Source organism: Pseudocitrobacter sp. 2023LY-00077, from assembly GCF_055796175.1.
This window is the reverse complement of record NZ_JBSPEI010000001.1, coordinates 162,168-180,070: the sequence shown is the minus strand read 5'-3', so window position 1 is coordinate 180,070 and position 17,903 is coordinate 162,168. Positions and strand designations below refer to the sequence as shown.

General features: G+C 53.5%; 14 protein-coding genes and 1 tRNA gene. 6 read left to right on the top strand and 9 right to left on the bottom strand.

All coding sequences use genetic code 11. The features are described 5' to 3' along the window. Positions 1 to 184 precede the first annotated feature (184 nt). Complete coding sequence (gene fadL, locus ACWWFX_RS00885; RefSeq protein ID WP_276219693.1) at positions 185 to 1,504, top strand: long-chain fatty acid transporter FadL; 1,320 nt, start codon at positions 185 to 187, stop codon at positions 1,502 to 1,504. A 63-nt stretch (positions 1,505 to 1,567) separates the two neighbouring features. Here fadL and mlaA read toward each other — a convergent pair whose 3' ends face one another. Continuing rightward, positions 1,568 to 2,323: a phospholipid-binding lipoprotein MlaA gene (gene mlaA, locus ACWWFX_RS00880; protein ID WP_231826616.1), complete on the bottom strand. Its 756-nt coding sequence runs from the start codon at positions 2,321 to 2,323 to the stop codon at positions 1,568 to 1,570. 289 nt (positions 2,324 to 2,612) lie between these two features. On the opposite strand from mlaA, the gene ACWWFX_RS00875 reads away from it, so the two are divergent. After that, positions 2,613 to 3,542 carry a formate/nitrite transporter family protein gene (locus ACWWFX_RS00875; RefSeq protein ID WP_473222984.1) on the top strand — a complete coding sequence of 310 codons (930 nt, stop codon included), beginning with the start codon at positions 2,613 to 2,615 and terminating at the stop codon, positions 3,540 to 3,542. Between the two features lie 75 nt (positions 3,543 to 3,617). Further along, positions 3,618 to 3,692, top strand: a tRNA-Arg gene (locus tag ACWWFX_RS00870). Positions 3,693 to 3,723: 31 nt separating this feature from the next. Here the strand turns inward: ACWWFX_RS00870 and pgtA are convergent. Genes pgtA through pgtC form a run of 3 tightly spaced genes read right to left on the bottom strand, consistent with a single transcriptional unit; the run spans position 3,724 to position 8,178 of the window. Next, positions 3,724 to 4,971 (bottom strand): two-component system response regulator PgtA, encoded by a 1,248-nt coding sequence (gene pgtA / locus ACWWFX_RS00865; RefSeq protein ID WP_276219688.1) that lies wholly within the window; start codon positions 4,969 to 4,971, stop codon positions 3,724 to 3,726. Further along, on the bottom strand, positions 4,961 to 6,970 hold the full coding sequence (gene pgtB / locus ACWWFX_RS00860) for a two-component system sensor histidine kinase PgtB (RefSeq protein WP_473222983.1): 2,010 nt from the start codon (positions 6,968 to 6,970) through the stop codon (positions 4,961 to 4,963). The genes pgtA and pgtB overlap by 11 nt, the downstream gene beginning before the upstream one ends. Then, a complete protein-coding gene (gene pgtC / locus ACWWFX_RS00855) occupies positions 6,967 to 8,178 on the bottom strand; it encodes a phosphoglycerate transport regulator PgtC (RefSeq protein ID WP_473223136.1) in 1,212 nt (403 codons plus the stop codon). Before pgtC ends, pgtB begins: the two co-directional genes overlap by 4 nt. A gap of 413 nt (positions 8,179 to 8,591) precedes the next feature. On the opposite strand from pgtC, the gene pgtP reads away from it, so the two are divergent. From pgtP to ACWWFX_RS00840, 3 genes are all read left to right on the top strand, one after another. Further along, positions 8,592 to 9,980 (top strand): phosphoglycerate transporter PgtP, encoded by a 1,389-nt coding sequence (gene pgtP, locus ACWWFX_RS00850; RefSeq protein ID WP_276219684.1) that lies wholly within the window; start codon positions 8,592 to 8,594, stop codon positions 9,978 to 9,980. A 269-nt stretch (positions 9,981 to 10,249) separates the two neighbouring features. Continuing rightward, positions 10,250 to 12,655 carry a membrane-bound PQQ-dependent dehydrogenase, glucose/quinate/shikimate family gene (locus tag ACWWFX_RS00845; protein WP_473222982.1) on the top strand — a complete coding sequence of 802 codons (2,406 nt, stop codon included), beginning with the start codon at positions 10,250 to 10,252 and terminating at the stop codon, positions 12,653 to 12,655. A 187-nt stretch (positions 12,656 to 12,842) separates the two neighbouring features. Beyond that, entirely contained in the window at positions 12,843 to 13,271 is a 429-nt protein-coding gene (locus ACWWFX_RS00840; RefSeq protein ID WP_276219681.1) for a DoxX family protein, read from the top strand. A gap of 155 nt (positions 13,272 to 13,426) precedes the next feature. On the opposite strand, the gene catA is transcribed toward ACWWFX_RS00840, so the two are convergent. From catA to ACWWFX_RS00815, 5 genes are read right to left on the bottom strand one after another with little or no spacing between them, the layout of a single operon-like run. Continuing rightward, complete coding sequence (gene catA, locus ACWWFX_RS00835; protein ID WP_473222981.1) at positions 13,427 to 14,353, bottom strand: catechol 1,2-dioxygenase; 927 nt, start codon at positions 14,351 to 14,353, stop codon at positions 13,427 to 13,429. A 3-nt stretch (positions 14,354 to 14,356) separates the two neighbouring features. Beyond that, entirely contained in the window at positions 14,357 to 15,685 is a 1,329-nt protein-coding gene (locus ACWWFX_RS00830) for an MFS transporter (RefSeq protein WP_276219676.1), read from the bottom strand. 20 nt (positions 15,686 to 15,705) lie between these two features. Continuing rightward, positions 15,706 to 16,206: a flavin reductase gene (locus ACWWFX_RS00825; protein WP_015963582.1), complete on the bottom strand. Its 501-nt coding sequence runs from the start codon at positions 16,204 to 16,206 to the stop codon at positions 15,706 to 15,708. 10 nt (positions 16,207 to 16,216) lie between these two features. Next, positions 16,217 to 17,149, bottom strand: coding sequence for a PDR/VanB family oxidoreductase (locus ACWWFX_RS00820; RefSeq protein ID WP_473222980.1), 933 nt, complete (start codon positions 17,147 to 17,149; stop codon positions 16,217 to 16,219). Between the two features lie 9 nt (positions 17,150 to 17,158). Then, positions 17,159 to 17,899: an SDR family NAD(P)-dependent oxidoreductase gene (locus ACWWFX_RS00815; protein WP_473222979.1), complete on the bottom strand. Its 741-nt coding sequence runs from the start codon at positions 17,897 to 17,899 to the stop codon at positions 17,159 to 17,161. Positions 17,900 to 17,903 lie beyond the last annotated feature (4 nt).

The following is a 17,903-nucleotide window of genomic DNA, read 5'->3' as shown; positions in this document are numbered from 1 at the left end:
CAGATCCCGTTTCGGTGATCATCTGCGTAAAATCTGAGAAACAATATTGCAACATCACATCTGGTCAGACCTATACTCTCGTCACTGGTCTGATTTCTCTGACGTAGTCCAGCCCCTACACTTCGCGCTTCTGTTACTACATGTAACATTTTTTGTATAAAAATAACTCAATGAGGTTATGGTCATGAGCCAGAAAACCCGGTTTACAAAGTCTGCTCTCGCAGTCGCAGTGGCACTCGTTTCTACCCACGCCTGGTCTGCAGGCTTCCAGCTTAATGAGTTTTCTTCCTCTGGTCTGGGCCGCGCCTATTCCGGTGAAGGTGCCATCGCTGACGATGCAGGCAACGCCAGCCGTAACCCCGCGCTGATTATGATGTTTGATCGCCCGACGTTTTCTGCCGGTGCGGTTTATATTGACCCGGATGTAAACGTTTCAGGCCGTTCGCCAACCGGCAACAGTCTGAAAGCGGATAACATTGCGCCTACCGCATGGGTGCCAAACGTTCACTTCGTGATGCCTATCAACGATCAGTTCGGTTGGGGGGCTTCCGTGACCTCTAACTATGGTCTGGCAACCGAGTTTAACGACACCTACGCCGCTGGCGCGTACGGCGGTACAACCGACCTGCAAACCGTGAACCTGAATCTGAGCGGCGCATACCGCCTCAGCAGTCAGTGGAGCTTCGGGGCCGGTGTTAACGCTGTTTATGCCCGTGCAAAGATCGACCGCTATGCGGGTGATTTAGGTCAGATCGTTGCAGGCTCTGGCGTGCTTCCTCCGGCTCTGGCAGGCCAGGTAGGCCAGATCCCGGCGGATACTAAAATCGCGCACCTGAAAGGTGACGAATGGGGCTTTGGCTGGAACGCCGGTATTCTGTTTGAACTGGATAAGAATAACCGTTACGGCTTCACCTATCGTTCTGAAGTGAAAATCGACTTTGATGGCGATTATAAGAGCGACCTGCCGTCCGCATATAACCAAATCCTCGGTAATTTCGGCCTTCCGGCAGGCACCAATGGCAGCACCACCAACGGTTCTCTGACGCTGAATCTGCCAGAAATGTGGGAAATCTCCGGTTACAACCGTGTGGCTCCGCAGTGGGCTATCCACTATAGCGCAACCTACACCAGCTGGAGCCAGTTCGAAGAACTGAAAGCAACCAACAGCAGCGGCACGCTGTTCCAGAAAGACGAGAACTTTAAAGATGCATGGCGCCTGGCGCTGGGTACCACCTATTACTATGACGATAACTGGACCTTCCGTACCGGTATCGCCTTCGATGATAGCCCGGTTCCGTCTAACTATCGTTCAATCTCTATTCCGGATCAGGACCGCCTGTGGCTGAGCGCCGGTACGACCTATGCGCTTAATGAAGATGCGTCTGTTGATGTGGGCGTATCCTACATGCACGGACAGAGCGTTAAATTCCAGGAAGGCCCGTACACCTTTAAATCTGAAGGTAAAGCCTGGCTGTTCGGTACCAACTTCAACTACCGCTTCTAAGTTTTACCCCAATAAAAAAGGTGAGCCTCAGTGCTCACCTTTTCTTTATCTATACCCTGCGATTTATTCAGAATCGATATCTTTCAAATCATCCTTAATCGCCTGGGCGTTCGGATTCTCTTCCGGTTTCAGCTTACCGCCGTTGGCGATAAAGTCGTGGCGCTGGAAGTAAGCTTCACGTACCAGAATGTACGGGTCAGAGGACTGACGCAGCAGGCCATCGGAGTCGAGCAACTGAGCTCGCGTTTCCACACCTTCCACCGCCCATTTACCGATAGACATGGGCCAGGTCAGCCAGGAGAGCACCGGATACAGCGTATCGGCCATATCGCCCCCCTCATCACGCAGGGTGAAACTTCCGTAGAATGGCAGTTGCATATACGGGCCGTAACCGACGCCATAGTGCCCCAGCGTACTGCCGAAGCGGTGCGGTTCTACGCGCTGCAGTTTCGGGTTTGCCATACCGGCCACATCAATAAAGCCGCCCATCCCCAGAATGGTGTTCAGGAAGAAGCGCGTAAAGTGCACCATCCCCTGGTAGGGATCGCCCTGCAGGAAGTAGTTAGCCATCACGGCGGGCTCTTCCAGGTTACTGGTGAAGTTACCCAGGCCGGTACGCGCGGGCTGTGGAACATAGTCGCGCCACGCAACGGCCACCGGACGCAGCACATAAGGGTCCAGCACGTTAAAGTTGAAGTTGTACATCGAGCGGTTAAAACCTTCCAGAGGGTCTGACCGCCCTTGCTGTTCAGTGCCGGAACTCGCACACCCGACAAGCAGTGTGGTGCCCAGCGCAACCGCCGACAGGCGAAGCTTCATAAGTGTCTCCCTGTTAATTATGGCTATCGCTGATTGCCATCCATGACGGAACGCATGAGTGTCCGCCTGTTTAGGTGTGAGCGATTGTAACAGCACGTCGAATGATGTCTATATTCGCGGTCTCGTTGCTCTAATTTTAGCCTGGTAACCGCCGCATTGTGCATATCTATTCTACCGAAGCCGTTGACATTAAACGTTACCATTCTTGTCATTTCAGAATAACTCCCGACCTGACTGTTACAAAAACCGCTACGCTTTAACAGGTTTGTGTACAGAAAAGGACAACGCGATGGATAACCTCAAAGACGATAAAATTGACGGTCACAGCGACGAGCTGGAAGTCGAAAGCGAAGAGAAGCAAAGCGGGAAGAAAATTGAGATAGACGAAGAGCGTCTTCCCTCGCGCGCGATGGCTATCCACGAGCATATCCGCCAGGACGGCGAAAAAGAGCTGGAGCGCGACGCCATGGCGCTGCTGTGGTCCGCCATCGCCGCCGGGCTTTCAATGGGGGCTTCGCTGCTGGCAAAAGGCATTTTTCACGTCCAGCTGGACGGCGTGCCCGGTAGTTTTCTGCTGGAGAATCTCGGCTACACCTTCGGCTTCATTATTGTCATCATGGCGCGCCAGCAGCTTTTCACAGAGAACACCGTCACCGCGGTTCTGCCGGTCATGCAGAAACCGACGACCGGTAATTTCGGCCTGTTGATGCGCCTGTGGGGCATCGTGCTTTTTGGCAACGTGCTGGGCACCGGCGTAGCGGCATGGGCGTTTGAGTATATGCCGATATTTGATGAAGAGACGCGCGACGCGTTTGTCAAAATCGGCATGGACGTGATGAAAAACAGCCCTGGCGAGATGTTTGCCAATGCCATTATTTCCGGCTGGCTTATCGCAACGATGGTATGGATGTTCCCCGCCGCCGGTGCGGCGAAAATTGTGGTCATTATTCTGATGACCTGGCTTATCGCACTGGGAGACACCACGCATATCGTGGTCGGTTCGGTCGAGATCCTCTATCTGGTCTTCAACGGCACCGTGCACTGGAGCGAATTCTTCTGGCCTTTCGCCCTGCCCACCCTTGCCGGAAACATTTGCGGCGGCACCTTTATCTTCGCGCTGATGAGCCACGCGCAAATTCGCAATGATATGAGTAACAAGCGCAAGGAAGAGGCAAAACAGCCCGATAGCCAGCAAAAAATGTCGAAAAAACAGCGCTAAATGGCGATGCTTTGAGCAGTTAAGCGGCACGAGACTTACCCGGCAGGGCAAAAAACGCTATACTCGTGCCGCTTCGTCCCCTTAGTTAAATGGATATAACGAGCCCCTCCTAAGGGCTAGTTGCAGGTTCGATTCCTGCAGGGGACACCATGTATCCCCGCCTGCCATCATTTTCGTTCCACTACATCTTGTAATGCTCTTTACTCAGGCCATGCTTTTTCATTCGCAGATACAGCTTTTTGCGCGGAATTTGCAAATACTCTGCGACTTCGTTAATTCTTCCCTGATGAATATTCAACGCCTCAGTAATGATCTGCCGTTCAATTTCGTCAATGCGCCGATCCAGTGGCGTCGGTTCACTGACATGCATGTGAGGATTAGCCACTTCCGCCAGCGGCAAAACGCCAACCGCAAATAATTCAGCAGCATTTGCCAGTTCACGGATATTATTTGACCACCCTCTGCGCAACATTCTTTTAAGGATTTCGGCCCCTACTTCGGGAACAGGATGATTTAGCCGCTGGCAGGCCTTGTTTAAATAGTAATGAAATAGAGGCTCTATATCGTCCAGGCGCTGTGATAAGGGCTGACAGACAATTTGCGTCATGGCGAAACAGTAATAAAGCTCAGCAACGATATTATTGGCGGCGGCTAACTCAACCAGAGAAGAGTGGCTGATACCAATCAAACGGAACGGACGTTGTTCCAGACTTTGAAGCTGCGCAAGTTGATATTGTTGCTCGCGACTCAGATTCTCAGGACGACTCAAAACCAGCGTGCCACCGTAAGCCTGTGCAACGATCTCCTGAAACAGAGTCTTATTTTCTGGCATCACTTCATGACAGATGAACGGCCCGTCTGCATTGCGCCCTAACTGATGGAGATAACGCGCACCTGTCATACGCCCGGTTCCCGCTTCTCCATGAAACCAGACGGCAATGTCCGTTTCGCTGAGTTGCTCAAGACGCTGTCGGAAGCGTTGCGTCCATTCGCTGCGCCCTACCACCTCAACCTGTAATCTTTGTTGGTGGCGTAAACGGCGGGCGATAACCGACTTCCGATGACGTAGCGCGATATCAACCAGAGTCAGTAATTTTCCAGGTTCTACGGGTTTTTGCAGGAAGTCCCAGGCCCCCTTTTTCACCGCCTCTACGGCCATTGGGACATCGCCATGACCGGTAATCAGTAAGATGGGCAACTGTTTATCATCACGATGCAGCAGCGTCATTAAATCGATGCCAGAGCATCCCGGCATACAGACATCGCTGAGCACAATCCCTGGCCAGTCTTTCTGAATCCATTGCTGTGCATCCAGCGGGTTATTACACACAAAAATGCGGTAACCCGCCTGTTCAAGCAGAAGAGTATAGGCATCCAGCACATCAGCATCATCATCGATCAGCAGAATGGAAAAATCGTTACTCGACATCGCTTACTTCCATTATTTTGAATTCCAGCACCACGCAGGCATTTTTTGTTACGGTCGATGCCAGACGCAGCTCTCCCCCCATTTGCGTCATGAGCGAGACGCAAATCGATAAACCAATGCCCAGCCCAACATCTTTACTGGTCGTAAAAGGCTTCAACAGCGTCGGCAGCAAATATTCGGGCCACCCAGGGCCATTATCGGCAATAAACACACAGAGTGTGTTTCCCTCTGTTTGCCAGCTTACGGTAATTTCCGCGCCGCCAGGACACGCATCAAGGGCGTTCGCCAGAACGTTCACCAGAACTTGTTGCAGGCGAACGTCTTCCCCGGACACCCATGCATTTCTCTCGGGCAGATTCATTACTGCTTGCTGCGGTTTATGGCGCATAGCGAGTAATTCCCAGGCTGCATTAAAGGTCTGCGTCAAGTCGACGGGTTTTAGCGCAATATCCTGATCCGCTCGCCGCGTGAATTGCCGCAATGACCGTATGATGGCGCCAATCCGGCTGACCAGCCCCTCTCCTTTAAGCAAGGTTGCCTTGGCCTGATCGGTTTGCCCCATATCGATAGCACGGCCCGCAGTATACAAATACATCGATAACGCATTCAGTGGCTGATTAATTTCATGCGCAAGCGTAGTCATCGTTTGCCCGACCATCGCCAGTTTTGCCGTCTGAATCAGTTCATCCTGCGTTGAGCGTAAATCCTGTTCGATGGCTTTTCGCTCGGTAATTTCCTGCTCCAGCTGCCGTTTTTGCGAATTTAACAGGCCAAGCGTATGACGCAGTAAACCGGCAATGCGCCCAAGTTCATCCCGGCCATATACAGGGATATCCGTGGTGGTTGTGCCCAATCCAATCTGCACCACCGCCTGATTCAGCGCGGTAAACCGCTTAACCAGTCGCGATCGAATAAAATAATGGTTTAATGCCCATGCCAGCAACAGCGCGAGAAATGTCGCCACCAGAATTAATCCGCCGCTCACGCGCACAATCTGTTCCATTCGCTGATTAAACCGTTGCATTTGCTGATGGCTATTACCGAGCTGTGTCTCAAGCAATATTCGAAATCGCCCCAGCGTTGCTTCACGGGTATGGCTGACATCGATAAGCGCTTTTTGCGCGGCGACGTAATCACGCATGGTATTAGGCATATTGTTCTTCACCATGCCGATTTCCAGCAGCTCATCGATAGTTTGTCGCAGCGTAATGGTGCTGGGCCAGTCATCCAGCGCGCGGATATTTTCATCTGCCGTTTTCTTGAGGTTTTCAAGATAACGAATATGTGTCTCGACCAACATCCCGTCGTCATTCCCGGATTTCAGTTCGTTTAAGCGGTCACGCAGATCGTCAACAATCTGATTTTCAATTCGCGAGAGCGTATAGACCTGCTGTTGCTCATTCTGCACTTCCCGAGAACGCTTCAGGTATTGTGTGGTATCGCCCTGGCGTGTTTCTATTTGATCGAGCAATGTTCCCTGCTGCCAGGTAAAATCCTGCACCAGCGAATTAAGTTCGGTCGTAAAATCATCATGCAGCCAATCAATTCTGGCGGAGAGCTCACTCACTTTTTCACGCACCAGGAACATGTTATAGAGCGCCCTGTCCAGCTCGGATAACAATTTCCGGCTATCCTGCAAAATCATCGATAGCTGCTGATGCTCCTCGGGCGTCAGGCCCTGGCTGAGCCGCTCAATTTTATCTAATTGCTGGATAATCTGCTTTCGCAGCTGTAAACGTACCGTGGTGTTGGGCGCCAGTAAAAACTCGTTTAACTGATCGACGGCCAGATTTAAGCTTCCCTCAATCTGAAAAGCAGAATGAATACGCGGAAAATACTCATCAAGTGAATAACGGATCTGCGAACTTTGTTCATGCCATGAGTAAAGACTAACGCTGCTGACAATCAGGGTAAGAAGCGCCCCCATTAAAAAAGCGCCACGTAGGCTATTACTGATGCTCATTTGCCGCAAACGTTGCAGAAGCGACCTACCCTTCATTTCAGCTCTTCCAGTTTATTGATTGCCTGGCGTTGGTTATTCAGAAACCAAAGCTGCCACTCCATCATTTGTTGCTCTGCAAAACTTTTATTATCGAACTGCGCCAGCCAGGCTTCATTTTCACTGCTCGCAGGATCAACCGGCACGCGGGTAAGCAGCGAACGAATTTCAGGCAAGGGACGTTTAAGTCGCGCTTCAGCACTGTGTAGCGCTCGCCAGGCATCTTTTAATTGCGCGAGACGAAAGCTAATCGCCGTATCAAACATGCGCTGCACCAACTGCTGACGTTTCAGTATCAGGCGATAGTTCAACGGCGGCTGATTCATCAACACGGCCTGCTGCGCGGCTCTTGGATTCCCGGAACTCAACGGCGTAACCGGATATTTCCCGGTGTTGGCGTCTGCGAGGATGCGCTGACCTTCGGGGCTGAGCAGGTAACGCATGAAACGCCTGGCTTCCCCCGCATGCTGGCTTTTCTTAAGCACAGCCACATAGGTAGGCGAGACCGCCGACTGTGGGAAATAGCTAAACGTCAGATGCGGATCGTTTAACAGCAAATTGGCATAGTTATCAATAACCGGCCCGGCGACGCCGAGCCCGCTCTTAATTTTATCGGCAACGCCAAAACTTCTCGATGAAATCGTCACTAAATTGCCGGCGCTCGCCAGTAGCGTTTCCCAGCCCTGCGCCCAGCCTTTTTGCTGCAACAGCGCTTCAATCATCAAATGGTTGGTATCCGATCTGGACGGGCTACTCATCAGCAAAGCACCCTGGTAGCGCGGATGCATCAAATCATCCCAATCTGCGGGAGCGGGAAGATGACGTGCAGCCAGTGCCGAACGGTTAATCAACAGGCCAAACCCCGAAATCGCAACGGCAACGGAGGTGGAACGAATCGATTCTGGCACCAGGCGCTGACTGTTCTGTGGAATGTCTTCCAGTGGTGCAAGCTTTTGATGTTCCTGAAGATGCTGTAGCAGCATCGGTGAGGAGGTCAGAATAAGATCGACATTCTCAGCGTTAGACGTATCCAGCAATTGCTCCAGAGAAGCGCTGGTACGGTTGAGTGTGCGAATAGTCACGGCGTCGGGCTGTGTTTGCCAGCGCTGAATAATCCACGCGGTAGCGCCGGGTGAAAATGTTGTCGCCATCACCAGTTCGCCATGTTGTGCCAGCACCGGCCTGGAAAGCAGAATCAGCGATAACAAAACGCCGATTTTGCAGAGTGTTTTGAGCCGGTGACAAAACACGATTGTGATCCCTCTCATAAATCTCAATTTCCCGCGAAATAAAAATTGTGGCAAAACTTACCCGTTTTCAATTATCCGTAACGACTGCGACGAACACGGAGATATCTTCGCAAGCATTGATGAACCGTAATAAGGATACCAGATGATGGTTGCGGAATATGTTAATAGCCGCACAAGACGAAGATAAATCTGATATCAAAAAGAATAACAGGTCATTCACTCATTAATAATTGAGTCAAAAATATCCAGCCAGCCCATTAATTTGAGTCATTTTTGACACATTACATGAACTTGAAGACACACGGTAATTACCGCACTCTTTCTGTCGATTACTCCTGCTGTCTATATCAATTAAAAGTACAGGTGACGACATGTTATCAATATTTAAAACAGGACAATCCGCAGACAAAGTTCCTGCGGAGAAAGTTCAGGCAACCTATAATCGATACCGGATGCAAGCATTGCTTAGCGTATTTTTGGGCTATCTGGCATATTATATAGTACGTAATAACTTCACTCTCTCGACGCCCTATTTAAAAGAGCAATTAGATCTCAGCGCAACCCAGATCGGTTTACTCAGCAGCTGTATGCTTATTGCCTACGGCATCAGTAAGGGCGTGATGAGTAGTCTGGCAGATAAAGCCAGCCCGAAAGTATTTATGGCTGCGGGTCTGGTGCTGTGCGCCATCGTCAACGTAGGCCTGGGTTTCAGCACCGCTTTCTGGATTTTCGCTGCTTTGGTTATTCTTAATGGTCTGTTTCAGGGGATGGGCGTTGGCCCCTCTTTTATTACTATTGCCAACTGGTTCCCTCGTCGGGAACGCGGGCGCGTAGGGGCGTTCTGGAATATTTCTCATAACGTGGGCGGTGGTATTGTCGCACCAATCGTTGGGGCCGGATTTGCTATTCTGGGCAGCGAGCACTGGCAAAGCGCCAGCTATATTGTCCCGGCCTGCGTGGCCGTCGTTTTTGCCGTAGTGGTGCTGGCTCTGGGTAAAGGTTCTCCGCGTAAGGAAGGTCTTCCCGCGCTGGAAGAGATGATGCCGGAAGAAAAAGTGGTACTGAAAACTCGCCATACGGTAAACGCGCCAGAGAATATGACCGCGTTCCAGATATTCTGCACCTACGTCCTGCGCAACAAAAATGCATGGTACGTCTCACTGGTGGATGTCTTCGTCTATATGGTGCGATTCGGTATGATCAGTTGGCTGCCAATTTATCTGCTAACGGTCAAACACTTCTCCAAAGAACAAATGAGCATCGCGTTCCTGTTTTTTGAATGGGCCGCTATCCCCTCTACGCTCCTGGCCGGTTGGTTATCCGATAAGCTCTTTAAAGGGCGTCGTATGCCACTGGCGATGATCTGCATGGCGCTGATTTTCGTTTGCCTGATTGGCTACTGGAAAAGTGAATCTCTGCTGATGGTGACTGTTTTTGCCGCCATCGTGGGCTGTCTGATTTATGTCCCGCAATTTCTTGCTTCGGTGCAAACAATGGAAATTGTGCCCAGCTTTGCCGTGGGCTCCGCTGTCGGTTTGCGTGGTTTTATGAGCTACATCTTTGGCGCCTCACTGGGTACCAGTCTGTTTGGCGTGATGGTCGATAAAATGGGCTGGCACGGTGGCTTTTATCTGCTGATGGGTGGGATTGTCTGCTGTATTTTGTTCTGCTACCTGTCACATCGCGGCGCGCTGGAGCTCGAACAGCAGCGTAAAAAAGACGCCGAGGAAGCGTCCTCTCTTCAACTCGCTGACGCCTGATTTCATGCACCTTGCAGGGAGGCTTCCTTACGGCTCCCTGCATTGTCCTTTCTGCCCCGCCACCTCTATTTATTATACATTTAATGCTCATAAGTTTTACATTTATCTTACAAATAAATAAACTTCCTTACGTTGTAGGCGCAGGCACTTCCCCTTCGGATTACCCACCATAACAACAGGATCTCAGGCTGCCAGCGTCCTTAGCAGGATGATGCGCCAGCCTACTGAGCAAAAATGCTTCAAACGACTGACTTTGTATGGGATGCACAATGGACGAACAAAAAAGCAGAGGTGGAGGCGTGTTCTTTACGCTCTACCGCTTACTCTTCGTATTGCTCAGTGTTGGCACTGGGCTGTTTTTAACCATCTGGGGCGGTAAGCTCCTGTCGCTGGGCGGCAGCGCCTGGTATCTGGTCGCCGGTCTGGCGTATCTGATTATCGCGGCAGGCTACCTGCTGCGCCGTAAATTTGCCCTCCCCCTTTCCATTATTACCTTTGTCCTTACCCTTATCTGGGCGCTCTATGAAGTGCAATTCAGTTACTGGGGTCTGATTCCACGTCTGGTGGTTCCCGCACTCTTATTAATGCTCGCCCTGTGGCTCACCACCACGTTGCCCGTTCAGCGCGCATCGGTGCGTGCGGCTAACCGCAGCGCAACGGTGATTTTTGTCGCGCTGCTGGCAACACTGGTCTCGGCGTTTTTCCCACACGGTGGCATTCATAATGGTGTTGTCGATACCCACGCAGGCAAAGAGCCCACTCTGGCATCAAAAAGTGACAACTGGGAATTCTTTGGCCGCGATGCCTCCGGTACGCGTTATGCACCCTACACGGATATCGCCCCGGAGAATGTAAAAGATCTGAAAGTGGCGTGGACGTATCACACCGGGCGTCGCTTAACCGGCCCGGGTATCGGCGTGGACGAAAATACGCCGCTGCAAATTGGCGATACGCTTTATTCCTGTACTCCGCTGAACGTGGTAACGGCTATTGATGCCGACACCGGTAAAGCCCGCTGGCGCTTTGATCCGCACGCGCAGACCGCTGAACACGTGACCTGCCGCGGCGTGGGTTATTACGATGCGCAAAAAGATGACTCGCTGAGCGCAGAAGAAAAATCCAGCCCGGCGCTTCAGCAATGCCCGCAGCGTATTATCATCTCGACCGTCGATGCCCGTCTGATTGCCCTGAATGCCAAAACTGGCGAGCTGTGCGACAGCTTTGGCAACAAAGGCAGCGTCGACCTGAAACAGGGTATGGGCGACACGGAAAACAGTAAGCGCTATCACCCGACGTCTATTCCGATGATCATGGGGCACATTGCCGTGATTGGCGGCTGGGTGCGCGATATCGTGCACGGTGAGCCTTCCGGCGTCGTGCGTGCGTATGATGTGCGTACAGGGGATGTGGTCTGGGCCTGGGATGTCGGCCAGCCGGAAAACATTACCGACCCGGAAAAAGCACGCGCCTATACGCTGGAAACGCCTAACGTCTGGACGGTGCCAGGCTTTGATAAAGAGTTGAATCTGGTTTATCTGCCAACCGGTAACGGCCCGCCGGATTACTGGGGCGGCGACCGCAACGAAGCTAAAGAGAAATACGGCTCGTCTGTGGTGGCAGTCGACGCCAGTACCGGTGAAACCAAATGGGTCTTCCAGACCGTTCACCATGATATCTGGGACTACGATTTACCGTCTCAGCCCGTTCTGTTCCACATGAAGAACGAAAAAGGCGAAGAAATTCCGGTACTGATACAGACCACCAAAACCGGGCAAATCTACGTTCTCGACCGCCGTACCGGGAAACCGGTCACCAAAGTGGAAGAGATTCCGGTACCGCATCAGGGCGCGGAAGGCGAACGTCTTTCCACCACTCAGCCGTTCTCTACGGGTATGCCGCAGTTAGGCGTTGACCCGCTGACCGAGAAATCGATGTGGGGCGTCACGCCGTTCGATCAGCTGATTTGTCGTATCGACTTTAAAGAATCGACCTATCTGGGCATGTTCACCCCGCCGTCGGAAAAACCGTATATCGAATGGCCAAGCCTGCTGGGCGGCATGAACTGGGGCGGCATCACTATCGATGAACGTACCGGCACGCTGTTCGTCAACGATATGCGTATGCCGCTGCGGATGTCTCTGGTGCGCCAGCAAGATATGGCGAAATACCACGTCTCAACCGACGAAGTCCCGGGCTTTATGGGCACCGTACGTCCGCAGGTCGCTGGCCCTTACGGCGGTGTGCGTATCGATATTCTGCAATCTGCGCTGGGCGTGCCGTGTAATACTCCGCCGTTTGGCACCATGAGCGCGATTGACCTGAATACGCGCCAACTGGTGTGGCAGGTTCCGATGGGTTCAGTGGAAGATACCGGCCCGCTGGGGATGAAAACCGGCATGCACATTCCGCTGGGAATGCCAACGCTGGGCGGCCCAACCTCCACCGCTTCTGGCCTGGTCTTCTTTGCCGGCACGCAGGATAACTACCTGCGCGCACTCGACTCCTCAACCGGGAAAGAGCTATGGCGCGCCCGTCTGCCGGTTGGTGCCGTTGCCGCACCGCTGATTTATAAATCACCGAAAACCGGTAAAGAGTATGTCGTTATTTCCGCCGGTGGCGCCAGCCACTCACCGGATGTAGGCGATGACATTATCGCTTACGCGCTGGAAGATTAAGTTCTGACAGCACAAGGCCGAAGAGTTTATTCCCTCTTCGGCCTTTTTATTTGACTAAATTTTTCTAACAACTTCTTTAATTTTTCTGCCTTTAATCCGCCACAATAGTTTGACACTATGCTATCCGGGTTCTTTTGCCCAAATTTCTGTTTTTTTTCTTCTGGGTTCACTTAATAAGGACTGTTCTATGCTCAACGCGTTAACACAACGGTTCGATCATCCGGATGGCGCTAAGCTCTTACTACGCCTGACATTCAGTGCTTTGCTTCTGTTTCATGGTATTCATAAAGCCTTACCGGGCGGCGATCTGGGCTTTATTCAGGACCTGTTGATGAAAGCCGGGTTACCGGGTTTTATTGCCTGGGGCGTTTTTATTGGTGAAATTCTTTGCCCGATTCTGATTATTCTCGGCATCTTCACTCGCTGGGCGGCAATTATTGTTTCGTTCACCATGTTGACCGCAGTGGCGCTGGCAAACGGTACACAAATATTCGCACTGGCACCCACAGGCGCGTGGATTATTGAAAGCGCTGCGTTCTATTTCCTGCTGGGTATTGTGATTTTTTTACTCGGTGGCGGGCGTTACAGCGTGATGTCGAATCCTGATTATCGTTAAGCCGTAAATTGCCTGATGCGCTACGCTTATCAGGCCTATAAGGTTCCTTGCAATATATTGAATTAACATGACTTTGTAGGCCGGATAAGGCATTTACGCCGCATCCGGCAAGAACAAAGCGCACGTTGTCAGCAATTTGCGCCGACTGCGTTAATTTACTCTTTCACGCGTAACCGCTTCCCGCGTTCCTCTTCGCTGTTCTGCGTCGCCGCCACCAGCGTAAAATCAAAGCTCACTTCCGTATGCGGCTGGTGAATGCCACGCTCGTAGGCCACCGCTTCGTCGTCCACTTTCACCGGGTCAGCAATCAGCCCATCGCGGGTGGCGAAAGCAAAATCATCCCACAGGTACGCATCGCCATTGAGGTTAATTTGCGTAGTCAGGTGTTTATAACCCGGCGCGGATACAAAGAAGTGAATATGCGCCGGGCGATTGCCGTGACGGCCTAAACCGTTGAGCAGTTTCTGCGTCGGGCCATCCGGCGGGCAGCCGTAACCGCACGGCACAATGCTACGTACCGCATAGTGACCGTTGGCGTCGGTCAGCACGCGGCGGCGCAGGTTGTATTCGCTCTGAGATTGATCAAAGAACGAGTAACCACCCAACGTGTTGGCGTGCCAGATATCCACAACGGCATCCGCCACCGGACGCCCCTGCTTATCTTTCACCACGCCCTGTAACCACATGATTTCACCCTGCTCTTTGCCATCATCCATGCGGGCAAAACCTTCACTCAGCGGCGCATTCGCCACGTACAGCGGCCCTTCGATGGTGCGCGGGGTGCCTGTTTCATTGCCTGCCGCCGCCTCTTTTTCATCGGCGCGAATGTCGAGGTAGTGCTCCAGCCCCAGCCCCGCCGCCAGCAGCGCCGCTTCTTTGCGTTCGCCCAGCTCGTTGAGATAGTTCACCGCCAGCCAGAACTCTTCGTCGGTGATATCAAATTTTTTAATGGTCTGGCAGAGATCGCCCAGCAGGTGATGCATGATCTCCTTAAAGCGCTCGTTCCCCTGTTGAGAGAGAAAACCGCTGCTGACGGCGAGTAATTTTTCCACTTCTGATGTAGTAACCGGATTCACTGACATTGCTTATACCTCATTGTAGGGTAAGGTTTTTGTAGGTTGACTCAGGACAGGTGTTTCCTGCGAAGGCAGGCTCCACAACGCAATCCACGCCAGTAGCGCATAGACAATCAACAACAGCGATACCGGCCAGGCGGCGTCAAATTCGATTAACAGTGCGACGGCGAGCATCGGCCCCAGCCCGCCGGAAAAGATAGATCCCACTTCATGCCCCAGCGCCAGGCCGGAGTAACGCACACGCACCGGGAACAGATCGCTCATAATGCACGGCTGCGTGCCAATCATCGCCCCGTGACACACCGGCAAACCAAGGAACATCGCCAGCATAATCCAGCTATATTCACCGGTAGAAACCAGCCAGAAGAACGGGAAAGCCATCACCAGCAGGCCAATCACGCCGATGTAATAGACGCGTTTCAGGCCGATACGATCGGAGAGCGCGCCCCAGAACAGAATCGAGAAGAATTCAATCAACATCGCCAGCGTCACCGCGCTGATAATAATGCTCGTAGAGATGCCAATATGTTTGGCGTACACCACCGAGAAGGTGAAGAAGATATAGGATGCGCCGTTCTCCGGCAGACGCAGGGCAATCGCCTGCATCAGCGCTTTTGGATGGTCGCGCAGCAGCACCAGCAACGGAATTTTTTCATGTTTATCTTCCGGTTTAGCCTGGCTGAACGCCTCACTTTCACGGATGTTTTTGCGGATATAGACGCCGACCAGAAAAATCAGCAGGCTCAGCAGGAACGGCACGCGCCAGCCCCAGCTCATAAAATCGGATTCCGGCAGTTTCTGCACCAGATAGAATGCGAATGCCGAGAGCACAAAGCCGCCGGAAACGCCCATCTGGCTCCAGGCGGTAAAGAAACCGCGCCTGGAAGCCGGGGCATTTTCGCTCAGCATCAACACGCCGCCGCCCCACTCGCCGCCCGAGGCCACGCCCTGTAAAAAGCGCAGCGTGATCAGGCAAATCGGCGCCCAGATGCCAATCTGGCTGTAAACCGGCAGCAGGCCGATGACGAACGTTGTCGCGCCCATCAGCGTGAGCGTCATGATTAACGTCATCTTACGACTGTAGCGATCGCCTAAATGACCGAAAGCAATCCCGCCGAGCGGGCGCGCCAGGAAGCCGACCGCAAAGCCGGAAAACGCCAGCAGCGTACCCTGTAGCGGGTCACCGCCGACCGGGAAAAAGAGCGGGCCGAAGACCAGCGCCGCCGCCGTGCCATAGAGAAAGAAGTCATACCATTCCAGCGCATTGCCCAGAACGGAGGCGATCACCAGTTTACGCATTTGCTTTGGGTCGTGCGGTGCTGCTGCGGTATTGCTCATAAGCCAGGCTCCTCAATGGGTTAGGCTTTCACCTCAATATCGCCGCCTACCGTATGGTAACGACGGTTAAAATAGACCAGCCCACGCGGCTGCTCGCTGATGCGAATCGCCTGCACCTGGCAATAAAATACCGTGTGGCTGCCCACTTCATGGCAGTCGTCAATCACGCAGTCGAAGCTGGCGACGGCGGAACTGAGTACCGGTGCGCCGCTCGCCATCACCTGCCAGCGGTCGTAAGCGAAACGCTCTTCGGAACGCAGGGTGGCATTGGCGAAAATGCCCGATAACTCCTGATGCGCGCCGGAAAGCACGTTCACGCACAGTGCGCCGTTTTGCTTGAAGTGCGCGTTGGCAAAAGAGTTGCGGTTCATACACACCAGCAGGGTCGGCGGTTGATCCGTGACGCTACACACGGCAGAGGCGGTAAAGCCAAATTTCCCCGCCGGGCCATCGGTGGTAATCACCGACACCGCGCTGCCCAGTTGCGCCATCGCATTACGAAACTCGGTCTGCAAATTCATGCTGAAATCCTCAGAGATCGATAATCAGACGGGCGCTTTTCGCCCGGGAACAACAGAGCAGGATCTGGTCGCCATCGGCTTTCTCCTCGTCTGTCAGATAGCTGTCGCGGTGATCCGGCTCGCCCTCAATCACATCCGTCAGGCAACTGCCGCAAATCCCCTGCTTACAGGAGACGCACACCTTCAATCCGGCCAGCGCCAGCGCCTCGACAATGGTCTGGTTTTCCAGCACCCGCACGGTAATCCCGCTGGTGGCGGCGACCACGTCGAACGCCTTTCCGCTCACTTCAACTTCCGCGCTGAAGCACTCCTGATGAACGTTTTCAGCCGCATACCCGGCGGCGTTTGCCTGCTCGCTCACCGCCTCCATCAGCCGCGTCGGGCCGCAAACATAGACATGGGTGTTAGCCGGTACATCACTCAGTACCGCTGGCAAATCAATGCGTTGTTCATCGCTAAAGTGCAGCCATACGCGATCCGCCCACGGCGCTTTTTCCAGTTCGGCAACAAACGCCGCCTGCGGGCGCGAACGGGCGCAGTAATGCAGCGAAAACGCGCGCCCGGCGGCGTGCAGCTCCGCCGCCATCGCCAGCATCGGCGTGATACCAATCCCGCCGCCGATCAGCAGGCTGTGCGCCGCGCGCGCATCAAGGGCAAACAGATTGCGCGGCAGGCTCACCGTTACCGATTCGCCTTCCTGAAGCGCGTGTGCCGCCAGCGATCCGCCTTTCGACTGGCTATCTTTGAGGATGCCCAGTTGATAGCAGTAGCGATCTGCCGGATCGCCGCAGAGTGAATACGGGCGCACCAGATCGTCGGTCAGATGCAGGTCGATGTGCGCCCCGGCGGTGAACGCAGGCAGTTCAGCGCCGGTTGCGTCGGCAAGCGTCAGCAGGACGACTTCCCCCTGTAACTCGCGCTTAATAATGTGCAGTGTCAGCATGGCGACTCCTTAACGCATGAACAGACCGCCGTTGATGTCCCAGGTCGCCCCGGTGACAAACGCCGCCTGCGGTGAAGCCAGCAGCGCCACGGCCTGAGCGACAAATTCGGCATCGCCCAACTTACCCACCGGGATCATCTGTAACAGCCCGGCCATTTTCTCTTCCGGCACCAGCGCGTGAACGGACGGGAGATCCATCGGCCCCGGCGCGATGGCATTCACCGTTACGCCGGATTTCCCCAGCTCGCGGGCGAAGATTTTGGTCAGCGTCAGGATGCCGCCTTTCGATGCCGCGTAATGCGCCCCGGAGGCCGTGCCGCCGTTCTGCCCGGCGAGCGACGCCAGGTTGATAATTCGCCCGTAGCCTTTTTTGGCGAAATAGCGCCCAATCGTCTGGCAGCCGACAAACGTGCCGCGCAGATTGGTTGAAATCACCTGGTCAAACTCTTCAACGTCAATCTCCATCACCGGTGTCGCCAGGGTCAGCGCGGCATTGTTCACCAACACCTCCAGGCTGCCGAAGCGGGTTTCAATCGCCTTTAGCGCCTGCTCAAACGCCTGCGGCTGGCGGATATCCAGTTCCAGCGCCAGCACGCGACCTGCGCCGTTATCGAGTTTCTCCGCCGCCTGTTGCGCGCGCGCCAGACTCACGTCCGAGAGCACCACCTGATACCCCTGCGACAACAGATGCGTGGCGATGACGTTGCCCAGCCCGGCGGCCGCGCCGGTGACTAATACGGTTTGCGTCATAACG

Coding starts and splice junctions, on each gene's coding strand:
- fadL (WP_276219693.1), top strand. CDS start 185: ATGAGCCAGAAAACCCGGTTTACAAAGTCTGCTCTCGCAGTCGCAGTG.
- mlaA (WP_231826616.1), bottom strand. CDS start 2,323: ATGAAGCTTCGCCTGTCGGCGGTTGCGCTGGGCACCACACTGCTTGTC.
- ACWWFX_RS00875 (WP_473222984.1), top strand. CDS start 2,613: ATGGATAACCTCAAAGACGATAAAATTGACGGTCACAGCGACGAGCTG.
- pgtA (WP_276219688.1), bottom strand. CDS start 4,971: ATGTCGAGTAACGATTTTTCCATTCTGCTGATCGATGATGATGCTGAT.
- pgtB (WP_473222983.1), bottom strand. CDS start 6,970: ATGAAGGGTAGGTCGCTTCTGCAACGTTTGCGGCAAATGAGCATCAGT.
- pgtP (WP_276219684.1), top strand. CDS start 8,592: ATGTTATCAATATTTAAAACAGGACAATCCGCAGACAAAGTTCCTGCG.
- ACWWFX_RS00845 (WP_473222982.1), top strand. CDS start 10,250: ATGGACGAACAAAAAAGCAGAGGTGGAGGCGTGTTCTTTACGCTCTAC.
- ACWWFX_RS00840 (WP_276219681.1), top strand. CDS start 12,843: ATGCTCAACGCGTTAACACAACGGTTCGATCATCCGGATGGCGCTAAG.
- catA (WP_473222981.1), bottom strand. CDS start 14,353: ATGTCAGTGAATCCGGTTACTACATCAGAAGTGGAAAAATTACTCGCC.
- ACWWFX_RS00830 (WP_276219676.1), bottom strand. CDS start 15,685: ATGAGCAATACCGCAGCAGCACCGCACGACCCAAAGCAAATGCGTAAA.
- ACWWFX_RS00825 (WP_015963582.1), bottom strand. CDS start 16,206: ATGAATTTGCAGACCGAGTTTCGTAATGCGATGGCGCAACTGGGCAGC.
- ACWWFX_RS00820 (WP_473222980.1), bottom strand. CDS start 17,149: ATGCTGACACTGCACATTATTAAGCGCGAGTTACAGGGGGAAGTCGTC.
- ACWWFX_RS00815 (WP_473222979.1), bottom strand. CDS start 17,899: ATGACGCAAACCGTATTAGTCACCGGCGCGGCCGCCGGGCTGGGCAAC.